The 14,589-nt window shown below is 47.7% G+C and carries 13 protein-coding genes; 5 read left to right on the forward strand and 8 right to left on the reverse strand.

Annotation, left to right across the window (positions count from 1 at the left end; all coding sequences use genetic code 11):
- Nucleotides 1–24: 24 nt before the first annotated feature.
- A complete protein-coding gene (gene ubiE, locus NDA03_RS05445) occupies nucleotides 25–726 on the reverse strand; it encodes a bifunctional demethylmenaquinone methyltransferase/2-methoxy-6-polyprenyl-1,4-benzoquinol methylase UbiE (protein WP_348237504.1) in 702 nt (233 codons plus the stop codon).
- A 66-nt stretch (nucleotides 727–792) separates the two neighbouring features.
- Complete coding sequence (locus tag NDA03_RS05450; RefSeq protein WP_190413807.1) at nucleotides 793–1,740, reverse strand: response regulator; 948 nt, start codon at nucleotides 1,738–1,740, stop codon at nucleotides 793–795.
- 244 nt (nucleotides 1,741–1,984) lie between these two features.
- Here NDA03_RS05450 and NDA03_RS05455 point away from each other — a divergent pair, with 244 nt between their 5' ends.
- The gene (locus NDA03_RS05455) at nucleotides 1,985–3,085 is read left to right on the forward strand and encodes a RuBisCO accumulation factor 1 (RefSeq protein WP_190526909.1); all 1,101 of its coding nucleotides are present in this window, start codon (nucleotides 1,985–1,987) and stop codon (nucleotides 3,083–3,085) included.
- A gap of 177 nt (nucleotides 3,086–3,262) precedes the next feature.
- Here the strand turns inward: NDA03_RS05455 and NDA03_RS05460 are convergent, their stop codons facing one another.
- Nucleotides 3,263–5,083, reverse strand: coding sequence for a glycosyltransferase family 39 protein (locus tag NDA03_RS05460; RefSeq protein WP_348237505.1), 1,821 nt, complete (start codon nucleotides 5,081–5,083; stop codon nucleotides 3,263–3,265).
- A 231-nt stretch (nucleotides 5,084–5,314) separates the two neighbouring features.
- Between NDA03_RS05460 and NDA03_RS05465 the strand changes: the two genes are divergently transcribed.
- Nucleotides 5,315–7,672 carry an ATP-dependent helicase gene (locus NDA03_RS05465; protein WP_348231990.1) on the forward strand — a complete coding sequence of 786 codons (2,358 nt, stop codon included), beginning with the start codon at nucleotides 5,315–5,317 and terminating at the stop codon, nucleotides 7,670–7,672.
- Between the two features lies 1 nt (nucleotide 7,673).
- Here NDA03_RS05465 and NDA03_RS05470 read toward each other — a convergent pair whose 3' ends face one another.
- From NDA03_RS05470 to NDA03_RS05485, 4 genes are all read right to left on the reverse strand, one after another.
- Nucleotides 7,674–8,396 carry a PEP-CTERM sorting domain-containing protein gene (locus NDA03_RS05470; protein ID WP_348237506.1) on the reverse strand — a complete coding sequence of 241 codons (723 nt, stop codon included), beginning with the start codon at nucleotides 8,394–8,396 and terminating at the stop codon, nucleotides 7,674–7,676.
- A gap of 74 nt (nucleotides 8,397–8,470) precedes the next feature.
- Nucleotides 8,471–9,760: a choice-of-anchor tandem repeat NxxGxxAF-containing protein gene (locus tag NDA03_RS05475; protein WP_348237507.1), complete on the reverse strand. Its 1,290-nt coding sequence runs from the start codon at nucleotides 9,758–9,760 to the stop codon at nucleotides 8,471–8,473.
- A gap of 135 nt (nucleotides 9,761–9,895) precedes the next feature.
- The gene (locus tag NDA03_RS05480; RefSeq protein WP_348237508.1) at nucleotides 9,896–10,510 is read right to left on the reverse strand and encodes a PEP-CTERM sorting domain-containing protein; all 615 of its coding nucleotides are present in this window, start codon (nucleotides 10,508–10,510) and stop codon (nucleotides 9,896–9,898) included.
- Nucleotides 10,511–10,655: 145 nt separating this feature from the next.
- Nucleotides 10,656–11,306 (reverse strand): PEP-CTERM sorting domain-containing protein, encoded by a 651-nt coding sequence (locus NDA03_RS05485; protein ID WP_190429711.1) that lies wholly within the window; start codon nucleotides 11,304–11,306, stop codon nucleotides 10,656–10,658.
- A 688-nt stretch (nucleotides 11,307–11,994) separates the two neighbouring features.
- Between NDA03_RS05485 and NDA03_RS05490 the strand changes: the two genes are divergently transcribed.
- Together NDA03_RS05490 and galK are read left to right on the forward strand one after the other, a co-directional pair.
- On the forward strand, nucleotides 11,995–12,468 hold the full coding sequence (locus NDA03_RS05490) for a tryptophan-rich sensory protein (RefSeq protein WP_190413802.1): 474 nt from the start codon (nucleotides 11,995–11,997) through the stop codon (nucleotides 12,466–12,468).
- A gap of 184 nt (nucleotides 12,469–12,652) precedes the next feature.
- Nucleotides 12,653–13,711: a galactokinase gene (galK, locus tag NDA03_RS05495; RefSeq protein WP_348237551.1), complete on the forward strand. Its 1,059-nt coding sequence runs from the start codon at nucleotides 12,653–12,655 to the stop codon at nucleotides 13,709–13,711.
- Between the two features lie 54 nt (nucleotides 13,712–13,765).
- Here the strand turns inward: galK and NDA03_RS05500 are convergent, their stop codons facing one another.
- Nucleotides 13,766–14,209, reverse strand: coding sequence for a late competence development ComFB family protein (locus tag NDA03_RS05500; RefSeq protein WP_190532696.1), 444 nt, complete (start codon nucleotides 14,207–14,209; stop codon nucleotides 13,766–13,768).
- Nucleotides 14,210–14,339: 130 nt separating this feature from the next.
- Between NDA03_RS05500 and rpmI the strand changes: the two genes are divergently transcribed.
- Nucleotides 14,340–14,537, forward strand: coding sequence for a 50S ribosomal protein L35 (gene rpmI / locus NDA03_RS05505; protein WP_190413800.1), 198 nt, complete (start codon nucleotides 14,340–14,342; stop codon nucleotides 14,535–14,537).
- The last annotated feature ends 52 nt before the right edge of the window (nucleotides 14,538–14,589 follow it).

Genomic DNA, 14,589 nt, shown 5'->3' on the forward strand with positions numbered 1-14,589 from the left:
CATCTGCTACCCCCTACTACCATCTTAGGCTTTGGTTACTACCAATACGCCCATGACCCCACCCGCAATCTGATAGTGGGTCGCGGCGGTAAATCCCGCTTTTCCGGCTAAATCCACTTGTTCGCTGCCCGTGGGAAATTTATCTAAGCTAGGGCTAATGTAGGCATATTCTTCAGTCAATCCCATGTCTTTGGCGGTTGGGACGACGATGGTATCGAGATACCACTGCTGAAAGCTTCGCATTAAACGATTGCTGGGACGATGGAAGTCTAGGATAGCGGCTTTGGCACCCGGCTTGAGGACGCGGTGCAATTCCTCAAGACAGCGGGGAATATTGGTGACGTTGCGAAGTCCGTAACCCATTGTGGCGCAGTCGAAATAGTTGTCGGGGAAGGGGAGATTGAGGGCATCTCCTTCTATCCAGGTGATAGGGCACTCCTTTTGGGTGTCCCTATTTTCGCACCGCTCTCTGGCGATCGCTAATTGCGCCGGTGAAAAATCTACCCCAAATACTTGACCCTTCTCCCCTACCTGTCGCGCCAGTAGCTGCGCGATGTCACCACTCCCACAGCAGACATCTAAGCAAATATCTCCCCGACTTGCATGACTCCACTTCACCGTCATCAGCTTCCATACGCGGTGCTGTCCCAGACTTAAGCGATCGTTAAGCTCGTCGTAAACGGGTGCAATGCGGTCAAAGATGGCTTGAATATGCTCAGAGGTCATGATGTTTCAGTTACTAACAGGTAAGGGCTAATGGCTAATTAGGAAATTACCATTAGCCCTTAACGATTACTGATGAGTGCGGGTCGTGGTTAGAACCAGAGCAATTTGCTGGGCGGATAAGTGAATGAATTTCAACTCATCTTCGCGTAGTTTACAGGGTCGTTTCCACTGGAGGGATAGCAACGCTAGCACGTCGCTCCGATAGATGATCGGGATCGCTAGATGCGCCTGGAGACCGGAAGCTTGGTATTGTTCGATACTTGCTGGAGGAGTCGTTCCCGGAGTATTTACCCAAACCTGAAGTTTTCGAGAGGCGATCGCATCCTGTACCAGAGGGTCTTTTTCCAGCCAGTTTTCCGTGTCGCCTACAGCACTATAAGTTCCTTTTGCCGCTACCAGCTGATTGCCATCTACCTGCTGTAAAATACAGCCATCTGCTGCGAAATTTCTGCCAAAGGCACTGGCGATGGGTTCTAGCGTTGCCTCTACATTGGGAGACTCCTGAGCCACTTGCACAATCGTTGCCAGCAGTGCCGTTTGTGCTTGAGCGCGATGCAGTTCCTCCGTGCGTTGCTTTAGCAATTCATAGGTATCTGCTGCCCGCTGGACTACCGCCTTTAATTCGTTGGGGTCCCAAGGCTTGGTAATGTACTTGTAGACTTGTCCAGAATTAATCGCTTCTACCAAATCTTCCACATCGGTAAAACCCGTGAGGATGATTCGTACCGTATCCGGGAACTTGGGCACGGTTCTGCTCAAAAATTCCGTTCCCTTCATTTCTGGCATCCGCTGATCGGAGATAATCACGGCTACTTCCCCTTCTGTCGCCAGCACTTCCAGGGCGTGAATACCGCTTTCGGCTCTCAGCACATTGAAATCTCGTCGAAAAGTGCGGTAGAGCAAGTCTAAATTATCTGGCTCATCGTCTACCACCAACATTTTGGGCTTCTTGGGGCGTTCTAGGCTCATTAACTGACGGCTGATACTATCAAGCTCTGGAATAGCATTGTCCATAACGATACAACAAACTCTTGGTCAACTTGTTCAGGCAAATTCAGATACACAAAACATCTATCTTAAGACCGATTGTTTAGTAGCGCTTTCGGGACAAATGACATAACTAGGAATTCCTGGTTTGCGTCAAACAGACCGGACATCAAACTAAACTTGCCATGTAAATTTATTCGTGACCCGAACGCGATACATTTAAAAACGTTCCTGGTCGCTTGATAGCGATGAAAAGCTTTTTGAGGTCATTATGACTGAAACACCTTCCGCAGACACTCCCGATCGTAGCCTTCAACCAGAGTCAGCGAACGTGAATGCTGAAGATTTGCTGTTCTTGCTCCGACGTAAAGAAGGAACCTGGGTTGACTGGGGACACGCCTGTGCCAAATTGCAAAAAGCCGGTTACAGTACCCAAGCGATTTTTGAGGCAACTGGCTTTGAGCCAATACATCAGAATCAAGTAATTGTAGGTTCACAAGTCTATACGTCGTTGGTGAACGGTGGGGCAGTAGAAGAAGTGCGATCGCACTATTCTCGCACTGGCAGTGATATTTTATACGAATTGCGGATTCTGACTGAGCCGGAACGGGTCGCCGCGGCAGACTTTATCCGATCCAGAAACCTCGACGCCGATGTTGCCCGTGAAGTCGCCAAAGATGTGAAAGAATTGTCCCGGATGCGGACTCTACCGCAGGGGTTTACCGACCATCCTGGAGACGCGGTTGCTTATCAGTATTGGAGACGGGCAAAACAATTAAGTAATTTGCAAGAGCGATCGCGTTTTATTGCACGCGGCTTAATGTTTGCCCACAGCCAAACTGCCCGAAATCAAATCGAACAGCTGCTAACCGAAGGAATTGCCGGTGCTGCCCCTCGTCGTGCCCCCTCTTTGCCCCTGTACCGACTGGATGAGGACGAACAACTCCCTCGCACGATACCCGTCGCCGGTGCCTTGCCCTTGACACCCGCAGACTTGCAATTGGTTCCCCCAGTAGAACAGATTGAGCCGTTCCGGTTAGTGCAAACTTCTTGGAGTGGATCTTGGGTGTCTCTACCCGGTTGGCAAGTCGTCTTGAACGCACAAGACCCGGTCGTCATTCTCTGCAACAGCAGCCAGTTGCCCAGCCAACATACCAACAAACCGGAAGGAATTCTAGTTCTCATCGATCGATCTCGACAAGAATGGAATGACAGCAGCTATTTTATCGTTGACCAGTCAGGAGAGCTGCAACTTCACTGGTTCCCCGATGCTCCTACTGTGCCCATTTTGGGACAAATCCTCCTGGTGTTGCGTCCGAAGAAAATTGTCGATGAAGACATGACTAAGGATTTATGGCAGATCGAAGAATAGTTGATGGGAGTTATGAGTTTTGAGTTTTGAGTTACAAGAGAATTTTTCATTCCAGGACTTATGCAAAAACTCTCTCACACTCTTATTTCTTCGTGTCTTAAGCGAAGATGGTTCATTTTTCCGTTCCTGGTGCGTAAGTCCTAAATTCAAAACTCAAAACTCAAAACTCAAAACTGGCTAACGACATCGATATAGCTGATAAGGAACCCCGATTCGGTAGTGCTGAGTAGAGTCAATCGTACAACTCGTTGGCTCGGCAAGTGCCAAAGACTGGGGATAATCGACCCGCTTGAGTCCAGGGGCAACCACCCACAAATTCAGTGGCGATTTCAAAGGAGTTTGGATGGCAGAGAGATTTTGCCAAAGGGCATCATAACTAGGTTTCGCGTTTAAGAAAGCAAAGTAGGCTTTTTCGCCCTCCGGCTCAAAATCACCGACGCGGGGTGCCCGGATTTTATCGACAGCAAGGGCAAAGCTTAACCCCAAAGCTACATCCTGGGAATCATGGTATCCCACCACAACCATTAGAGGAACGGTCGGTTCTAAGTTCATGTGGTGGGAGACTTGCAGGGGGTTAAAGGGCTTTAAGAATGCCAGGTTAAAAACGACAAAAACGCTGCTGAGAAGGCAAACTAGCAGTACAGCTGAGGACTGAGGACTCAGGAGTAAGTATGGATCTTGGCTTTGGTGCTGAGTTCGTGCATTTCCATCAAAATTTTCTTGGGCATCTTCAGTCGGCAATTCTTTTGCCGCAGTCCCGATGGTGAGGATAGCTCCCAAAAGGGCGCACAAAGCTGGGTAATAGACAAAGTGATAGCGAGGGGCAATGGTGATGTCTTTGTCCAGCAGGTAGACAATGGCTAAGAATTGCAGCAGTACGCAAAAAGTGAAACTAGCCAAGGCGAAAATTGCTGAGGAATAGAGGGTTTTAAAGCGACTTGGATTTACCTGCGTGTGCCCTCCAGAGGCGGTTAATTGCCTCTTTCCCTTAAAAAAATTATAAATTTGCCTTCCCAGCCAACAGCCAAACAGAAGCATCAGCAGCCCCGATGGAATCGCAATCCATAAAGGCTGACTTTCTACGGGTAGGGCGATCGCCATCAGCAGCCAACCGACCAAAGTTTGGTATAAAGGCGCAACATTATGGGGAGACGGAAGCCAACTGGTTTCGGAACGTCCAGAATGTCCCAGTAGTACCGGCAACCAAGGCAGAAAGCTGAGTACAATCCCCAAAATTGTCAGACTCAGCCCAACCCAGGTGTGAATTTTAAGCGATCGCCGCCGCCAGTAAAATATCGTCAGGAGCGTCACCAGCTGCGCCACGAAAGCCAAGACAAAAAAGTAGTGGACGTAGAAGGCAATACTGTTGACAACGCCCCAGCCAAGCCAAACGCGCCATCCCGTCTGCCGATTTTTTTCCAGGTCTTGCTGAATTTGAATGAATCCTACCAGTGCCAAGGTAATCAACAGCACCGGAAGGGTGTAGTGCCGTGCTTCTTGGGAGAGGTAGACGCCAAAAGGGGAAACCGCCATGATTGCGGCGGTCATCAAACCGACCGCGGGGAAGAAGGCGATGCGTCCCAGCCAGTAAATTGCCGCGATCGCGCCGACTCCGAAAATTGCAGGAAGCGATCGCAAGTCAGTGCTGAGCAGTAGGGGGACGGTAGCGCCTTGTCCGTACTCATGGCTGAGTAATTTTAGCCAGCCGTGCATCAGGCAAAAAAATAGGGGAGGATGGGTAGACTGAGTTGCAAGTGTATGAGCAATTTCAGCACAGCTAACGTCTGGCTTCAGGGTAAAAATTTGCTTTAAGGTTGATAGGGGAAAAACTACGTCAAGCGGGACATCATTGTAAGTCCGTCCCAAACTAAATAACCCTGTAATCACCTCATCTAGCCACAGCGGTTTCAGGTCAAGATGCCAAAACCGCAAAGCAGCGCCCAAGACAATTACCCCAGCTAGCGCTAAATAATGTAGAAAGAACTTTAGGCGATTCATGTTTTTCTGTTGTTAGCTGCTAATTAGTAAAAAGTTTTAAGTGTTAAATTTTGAACTAAAAAATTCTCTTGGAACTCAAACCTCAAACGCGATAAACCGCGACTCTACAACTCAAACCTCAAAACTTAAACCTTAGACGCGACAAACCGCGACTCTACAACTCAAAACTCTCACAAGCCATTAGCCATGAATGACGATAATCTTATTCACCCAGATGGTACAGCAGCCCAAATGGTGCCGGATTTGGCTCAGGTGTCGCTAGCAGCAGTGCGCGAACAGGCAATGCAGCGACTCCGCAATGGGTTGCGAGCGGGGCAGCAAAGCATGGCTGACTGGCGAGGTGGCCCTTTAGCGGTTTCTGCCGTACCCGGTGCGGGTAAGTCTACCGGGATGGCAGTGGCGGCGGCATTAGCGATCGCTCGTTACCAATTGCATACTCGACGCTATTTAGTCGTTGTCACCTTTACTCGCTCGGCTGCGGCAAATATTAAAGCCAAGATTCGGCAGTGCCTGCGGGAGGATTTGCGACTACCGCAAACGGGCTTTGTTGTCCATACGTTACACGGTTTGGCACTGAATATTGCTACCCGTCATCCAGAGCTATCGGGTTTGAATTTGGAAACGGTAACTTTGGTTTCTCCAAACCAAAGCCACCGCTTGATTCGAGACTGCGTAGAGCGATGGATTTCCCACAATCCTCAGCGCTACTCCACGCTGTTGGAGGGATTGCAATTTGATGGGGAAGAAACCGAGCGGTTGCGCCGTCAGGCAGTTTTACGCACCGAAGTGTTGCCCAGTCTTGCTAACACAGTGATTCACGAAGCAAAAAGCTCTGGATTGTTGCCGGAAAATTTGTGGGAACTGGCAAGACAGACGCCGGATGATTATGGAATTTTGAGCGTCGCTGCTGGGTTGTACGAACAATATCAAGCTTTATTGCGATCGCGCGACTTGATCGACTACGACGAAATGATTCTCGGTGCCCTGCGGGTGCTGCAAAACGAAAGCGCCCGCAAACTTTGGCAAAACCAAGTCTTTGCCGTCTTTGAAGATGAAGCCCAAGACTCTAGCCCCCTCCAAAGCCGACTTTTAGAAATTCTCGCCGCTCAACCCGCCAGCAATTCCCCAGCCCTCAACTTGGTGCGCGTGGGAGACCCCAACCAGGCAATTAACTCCACCTTCACCCCTGCCGATCCGATATACTTCCGTCGCTTCTGCGAAGCCTGCGAAGGCCAGCAACGCTTGGCAACGATGGATCGGGCGGGTCGGAGTAGTCAGACCATTGTTGACGCCGCGAACTTCGTCCTGGAGTGGGTGAATCACACCTATGGAGGCAAACCCGACCGTAGAGGAACAACTTCGTCAAAATCCTCCCAAAACCCAACTGAACTGCCCTTTCGTCCCCAAACCATTCATCCCGTTGACGCGGGCGATCCCCAATCTGACGCCAACCCGGAACCAACGGGTCGAGGATTGGAAATCTACACCCCCCGCGACATTTACCATACCGTCCAGCTGATCGGAGAACGGACGATCGAATTATTTGAGAAAAATCCCAAAGGTCGGGCGGCGGTTTTGGTGCGGGAAAATCGGCAAGCCCGATTTGTGGCTGAAAGGCTGAGTTATCTGCAAAGCCAGCACAAAATTCAGGTGTACGATGTTTCCCAGAGCGATCGCCACTCTAACGTCCCCACCGAAATCCTCGCCCTCTTACAATTTCTCGATCGTCCCCACTCCCCCGACTACATAAAAGCCGCACTAGAGGTACTCGTACAGCGTCAGCTGATTCCCACCCAAGACCTCAACGCCCTCGCCACTTTTCCAGAGCAATTTCTCTATCCCGGCCCGCTCGATCCTCCCCAAACGCCACCCGTGCATCAGGCGGCGCGGTACTGTCGCAGTTTGCTTCGCGCCCGCTTGGAACTGCCCCACTACCAATTGCCCACCTTTCTCGCTCTCACCTTAAAATACGACCCGTCCGAACTCGCCACAGCGGATAAATTAGCCGAACGCATCGCCCAACAAACCTACGGCAACAGTTCCATGAGTTCTACTCTGGAAGTCTTAAGCGAAATTGTGAATTCCGAACGCTTTGAACCCGTAGAAACTGAGGACACAGACGCCCGCTATGTCCGCGCCGGTCAACTCACCATCATTACGATGCACAAAGCCAAGGGATTGGACTGGGATTATGTCTTTATGCCGTTTTTGCACGAAGATAGTATTCCCGGCAGTCCTTGGGTGCCTACTGCTGCCCAATTCCTGGGCGATTTTACCCTAGCAGAGGTCGCTAGGGCGCAGATTCGCGCCAGTCTCCACGGTCAATATCCCTTACCCCCAGCACCCGCAGCCTGGGAACAAGCGGGACAGCTCAAAAACGCAGAGGAATTCCGCCTCCTCTACGTGGCGATGACACGAGCGAAGCGCCTACTCTGGATGGCAGCTGCTCAAAAGGGACCTTTCCGCTGGAACACCTTCAACTGGAATAATCAAGACAATTTACAGGAGAAAAAACCGTGTCCGGTGATACCCGCGTTAAAGAGTCGCTTTCCTAAATCGGTGGTTGCTTTGTCTAGGATGCCGAGTTAGTTTACTTTTTCTGTTTGCGCTTAAGTCGTGAAGTTGCACCGAAAGCACCCAATGCCAGTAAACCGAATACAGAAGCTGGTTCGGGAACCGAAGCGGTTCGATCGGCGGTTAGATAACTAAGGTTGTCAAATCCCCATGAACCTGAATTGTTAGTGAAATCTACAACTGCCCGTTTTACAGGGGTGCCGCTGTAGGTAAAAGTAGTGCCGGAAACACTAATTCTAAGCGGGGAAGGAAAGTCGTCTACGAATGTTTTATCCAGAGTTACCTCTGTAATACACAGAGAAGTGAAGTTTTCGTCAAAGAGTTGGACAGTTAATTTGGGTAGAGGCTGAAATCGAAAATCCCCTAGTTTCGCCACGTCGAACATAATATTAGAAGTAGACATGGCAAAGTCAAGTGTTAAAATTCCCGGCGCACCGATCTCTAAGACGGGGGGTGATAAATCAAGGAAATAAAATGCTTCTTCAACGCCGAACAAACCTCCGAGATTCAATTTTCTTTCAACATTGTAGGTGGCAGCAGTTGAGTTTTCTCCATTTACTTTAAAGCCAAATGTAACGCCCTTAAAACTCAAATCATCCGCTGGTTGAGTCGGCAGCTCATCAAAAGTTAATGTAGTCAATGTAGCAGCCTGCACGCTTTTAGGTACCATCAGGGCAGATAAGGAAAAGCAGACTGTGCTGAAGACTAAGGCTGAAAGTGTTTTTCTGAAGGTAGCCATACAAGCTATTTCTCAAAAATTGTAGAAGTTGCAAGTGGGAATGGGTAAAAGTGGAATGCGATCGCTATCTATAATTAGTCGTCGATCTGCTGTTTCTGTTGACGCTGCATCACTGAACCAGCACCCAAAGCACCCAATGCGAGTAAACCCAAACCTGAAGCGGGTTCTGGAACATCCTTTGGCGGTTCGCTAGACACTCCCGGATCGGCGCGGAAAATGCCCATAGTGCCATCCGCAAGACTGGCAAGAAATGCCACCTGACCAGCATTATTTAATCCTTCCCGCGAAAAACTAAGGGACGTTACGGTGGAACCAAATAGAGTATCACCAGTACTAATTACCTTATCTTTTAGGGGATCGGCTCCAGTGAAGATCCCTGTCCCGCCTGCATCCAGTTCAGCAAAAAAGGCAATAGTTCCCACATCATTAATTGAGGGAACGCCAAGAAAGCCGTTCAAGGAGCCGCTCGTGTCTGCAATTAAGGTTGTTGTTTTGCTATTGCTAGCGAACAAAGCTGCATTTTTTCCTCCCACAAATGGCTCTGGCGGAGTATACCAATCATTGCTTGGATCAATAGCCGGGGGAGCATAAAAGGCAACGTTTCCTACATTATTGAGGGCAGGGGAACCAAAGCCAGAATCCTCAGGATAATTATTTCCAAGGCTGGCAACGATAGTCCTTGTAGTGCCGTTACTCGTAACAATTACCGTGCTAGGATTCCCACTTTCAATTCTATAGGCTACAGTTCTTTCATCATTGATGAAGGGAGAATTGACGCTGCCATAAAAGATAGTATCGATAACTTTTCCTTCGCTGGTGAGAATACGTTCGCCCCGGTAAAGTCTCTCTACGAAAGCTACAACTCCAGCATTATTAATCGAGGGCGAATAAAAATCGCTAAAGTAGTCCTTCGCGACAATAACGTCATCATCAATCCAGGGTGACTCAACACCATTCGAGTCGGATTGAGGGAAAGCAAGGGCGACAGGAGTGGGCGTTGTTGTTCCGTTCCCCTTGAAAATACCTGTGGCTACCTGAGCTAGGACAGCGCTGAAGGCGACGGTTCCTCCATCATTAATGGAGAGAGGAGTACGAAAGCTACTAAAGAAATTATTGGTGTTGGCAATCGTGGTAATTGTGGAGCCATTGGCCGTGAAAATACCTATGCTCCCTGTATCTAGTCCAGCCAAAAAGGCGGCGGTTCCAGCATTATTTAAGGCGGGAGATGACAGAAAGGAACTGAAGCGATCGCTTGTATCCGCAATTTTTGTAAAGGTGAAGCTGGCAGCTTGCACTTCTCTCGCTGCCAAAAAGCTGAGGCATAAGCCCATCAATGCTGTGGGAATGCTCAAGTGTAATTTCATAGCTATTTCTCTTTTGAAATGGAGTGACTAGCGACAAGAGGAGTTACTTGTTTTGCAATTACCAAAAATTTGCCAGAATGTGCAGACTGTAGTAAAACAGTTTATTCTGGCAAATATTGCTAATTGGAAGCTAGTTTAGGCCTGTGGCGAGGACGATAATTTTCTTTTGCGGATTAGCATAGAAGCGCCGATGACACCTAACGCGATCGCTGCCGTTGGTTCTGGTACGGACTCGACAACATTCACGGGTTTATGGGAAACAAATCCATATCCGTTAACGCCTGGAGCCGTAAAAACCGTAAATCCTTGACATTCTTTAACTAAACACTGGGAAACAGGTTCTCTTGGCCCCTGATCAGCCGTTGCTACACTTAGCTGAAAGTCCAAATTTGTCTCCTTAACATTTAGCCTCAAAACCTCTCTGAAAGCAAAGACTTGATTTACTGGAATTAAAGATGTTAAGGATGAGTCTGATGGCTTGCCACTAAAGATATTATTGCCATTCACGCTCAAGGAGAAAAAATCAAAAGGATTTTTGACATCTAGATAATTTCCTATCCGTACATCGCTGACTAATAAGTCTAGAATTTCATCGGCGACGGTGTAAGTGCCTTCAACTGAGTCTCCGTCAAGATTCCCTTGAAAGTTAAATGTTATGGCGTTCGCAGGAGCCAAATTAACTGTTCCCAAAGCCAAAAATGCTGCACTAACAGCTATTGAAAATTTCTTCCACATTGTTGAAGTAGACATAAAACGAGCCTCAGTAAAGTTGAATGTTGATAAACTCGGTGCTTTTAACTGCCTATGCAATCGTCATGAATCTGCCAAATTCTTAGGGATTGCCAGCTGTAGCAAAGCAGTTTATTCTGGCAAATATTGCTAATTGAAATCTAGTTTAGGCGTGTGGCGAGGACGATAATTTTCTTTTGCGGATTAGCATAGAAGCGCCGATGACACCTAGCGCGATCGCTGCCGTTGGTTCTGGTACGGATTCGACATCATTCACAGGTTTATGCGGAACAAAGCCACCTCCGATAACGCCTGGTGGAGAGTTGATTCCACCTCCAAGGGCAAAACCCAGAAATCCTTGACATTCTTTAACTAAACACTGGTCAACCGGTTCTATCAGTCCTTCATCAGCGGTTGCGACATCTAGCTTAAAGGCGAAAAATAGGCCCCGATCATCTATAACGTCTAGTCTCAAAACCTCCCTGAAAGCAAAGACTCCATTTACCGGAATTAAAGATGTTAAAGATGAGTATGATGGCTTGCCACTGAAGATGTTATTGCCATTCACGGTAAAGGAAAAAAAATCCAAAGGATTCTCTACCTGTAGGAAAGGAGCTTGTATCCGTACATCGCTAACTAAGGTTTTGAGGATATCATCGGCGACGGTATAGCTGCCTTCAACTGAGCCTGCGTCTTCAGCATCCCCTTGAAATTTAAATGTTATGGCGTTCGCAGGAGCCGAATGAAATGTTCCTACAATCAATGTTGCACCGGCAACAGCCATTGATAACTTATTCCAAGTAGTTGAAATAGACATAAAATAACCCTCCCTCCGTAAAGCTTAATTTTGATATTGGAAATGATCCAAAGTGCGATCGCCACAATTGTCTTACCAAGGGCAACTGTGTATCTTTGGCGCTCAACAGAAGCGATAAATATTTGCGGAAATTACTTAGGCTGGTAATCTGGCGATCGCCAGGTTTTTTAGAGTGTTTTCGCTTGTCATGAAAGTTTCACATATTTTTTAAGAAAAATGCTAGTAGTTATACTGAATCTTTATCAAAACAATAAACTTTGAAGAGCCAAGAAAACGAAAAAACCCTTAAAGACCCGATGATTCGGTCGGTCTGGCTTTAAGTAGTTCTACTGAAACTTTATGAAGTTTTGGTTTAGATAAAACAAGCCAGACTTAAGGAAGATGCATAATCAATACTTTATTTAAACTCCCTTCATTTATGAGATTCATCTACCACCACAGAAATAGTAGAAAAAACTGTAAGTTCTATATCTAGAATGGATTGAAATTTTGAATCTATCTTTTGATAGATAAAGGGTGCTGTGAAGCGAATAACAGTCAAAATTACCCACACTCTCACACCAAAGACTGATTAAAGTCATTCTTGAAATTGACACGATCGATTTGTACAGGTTGCTTCAGCTCAATCGGGAGCGCAAGTATAGCGATAAACCATTTGGCACGCTAGGCGATCGCAGAGGGTAAAAAAATGATTAATTCAATGATGATTATTGGGGGCGTGACCTTATTCGTTGCGCTAGGAAGTCTCTTGTTTAGACCGCGCGATACTCAATGGGTCAAAAACTTGACCCGACCTAGTTGGCTTGTCTTTGAGCCTCTGATTCCGTTTATCTGGACGATTGTTTTTGCAGGCGGAGCTTTATCAGCAACCATAATTTGGGAACAAGATCCAGGTAGCCTCAAAACTTGGTTGTTGATGGCACTTTACCTACTCTTGGAAATTGTCACAGTCGCTTACATTCCTACCACGCTCAGACTCCGCAGCCTTACAGTCGGTACGCTATTAGGGGGATCGGGCGTTATTTTAGGGGTTCTTTTAGCATTGTTTGTATTACCGATTTCTGGATTATCGGCTCTTTTATTACTCCCCTATGTGCTTTGGAGTCCAGTTGGAACCTATACGACTTGGGAGATGATTCAACTGAATCCTGAGTCTATATAGTTAGGAAAGGCTTCTCAGCCGGTTTGAAATCTATTTGTAAAGACCCGAAACTTTGCCTCTCGACAGTCAGCGAAGACAGACTTCGTTTGATAAAAGCTCTCGCAATTTCTGCCCTCCTTCTTCTGAAGGGGGGCAGAAGTTGCGATTATAAACATCGCTAGGTACTTTCTCTCAACAAACCATGATGAATTTTCAACAAGTATTCGGTACAGAACCAGAAGTCGAAGCCAGCGCACCAGGACGAGTAAATCTACTAGGCGAACACACGGACTATAACGATGGATTTGTCCTCCCAACAGCTATCCCCCAAAAAACGACGGTACAATTGGGATTTAGCAAAGATGAACAGCACCACTTTTACTCTGCGGAACTTGACGAAAAAGTAGACGTTTTAGAAAGCACTCATACGCCGTCTAGTTTCGCAAGTTATGTATTTGGGTGTATCCGACTTTTAGAGCAGAAAGGTAACACTATCCCGCCGGTTAACGTGTATGTTACATCCTCCGTTCCTATTGGTTCGGGTTTGTCTAGCAGTGCGGCGTTGGAAGTGGCGACTCTCAGAGGATTGAGATCGCTTCTTTCACTTACTCTCGATGATGTGCAAATCGCCCAACTCGCACAACAGGCAGAAATTCACTATGCTGGTGTGCAATGCGGAATTATGGATCAGATGGCGTCGAGTCTTGCTGACACTGATTCGATGCTGTTTCTGGACACGCGCACGCTGGAACGTCAAGTTCTTCCTTTCCCAAAGGGAGCAGAAGTTGTGGTAATCGATAGCGGCGTACCTCGTACCCTGGCGGCAAGTGGCTACAACCAACGACGCGCTGATTGTGAGGAAGCAGCACGGTTGTTGGGAGTGAAGGCGCTCAGAGATATCACCGATCCGCAAGCTGTAGAGTCTTTACCCGAACCGCTGCGGCGTCGCGCTCTTCATGTGGTTACAGAGGATAACCGGGTGCTGGAGGCGATACAGGGCGTCTCTGCGGAGCGCTTTGGCGAGTTGATGAATGCTTCTCATGCCAGTTTGCGGGACGATTACGAAGTTTCCGTACCGGCGTTGGATACGCTGGTGAGAATGTTGCAAGAAACCCGTGGCGTATTCGGCGCACGATTGACGGGTGCTGGGTTTGGGGGCGCTTGCGTTGCTTTGGTAGAGGTTGGGAAGGCGGAAGCGATCGCCCAAAATGTACTTCAACGCTACAACGGATCGGGTTACACCGGACGGATTCTGGTTCAGTAAGGCGAAGCTAGCGGTATACACTTTATACACTCAGGGGAAGGGCGAGCAGCCGAATCATCCTGGCATCGGCGATCGCGCGATCGCTTCTTTAACTTTCTGGGTAATTAACTCTCGAAGTTCCTCCTTGCCACGCTGACGCTGAAAGCTAGCGCCTTCCTCAGTGGTGGCATAGAGGGGTGGCAGTCGATTGAGCGCATAAGCAGCAATCTCTCCCAGATCCAGAAGGCAAGGGTTGGATACTTCCATTTTTAGCACCTGCACGCTCGCTTCTATTAGCACCAATGCTTCCATCACATTGATAAACTGTTTTCCGGGAATAGCGATCGCTTCATCGGTTAAAAGTTGCCCGAATAAGCGATCTAAAGCGATGTAGTCGTCAACAGAAATTTCCGAAATTTCGCAGATGCTGCCAATCTCTTGTGCTAGAGATGGCGTCATATATCCGTCCTGCAAAGCTTGTTCGACAATTGTTCCTATCGTGAGCTTTTCTAGACTCATTGCATCTCTCCCTGACGATCGCATTTCAAACGGCAATCCTATGATTCTGCCTTAGATTTGAAATTTATAACTTGTCTAATTAGCATAAATAGTGCTAACTTTATAGATTGTGTCGAATTAAAGACCATCCATGCCTAAACTGAAAACCCGTAAAGCAGCGGCAAAGCGTTTTAGAGCCACCGGCAGCGGCAAAATCGTCCACCGCAAAGCCTTCAAAAGTCACTTGCTACAGCACAAGAGTTCTGACCGGAAACGGCGGATTTCTAAAATGGCTCTGGTGCATGAACGCGATGAAGAAAATGTGCGCTTGATGCTGCCCTATTTGTAAGGAAGCAATTTGCTTTCTATGATGAGTCTCTAGTCAATTGCTAATGACTAAT

The organism is Trichocoleus sp. Lan (assembly GCF_039961855.1).
Classification (GTDB): Bacteria; Cyanobacteriota; Cyanobacteriia; order Cyanobacteriales; family FACHB-T130; genus FACHB-T130.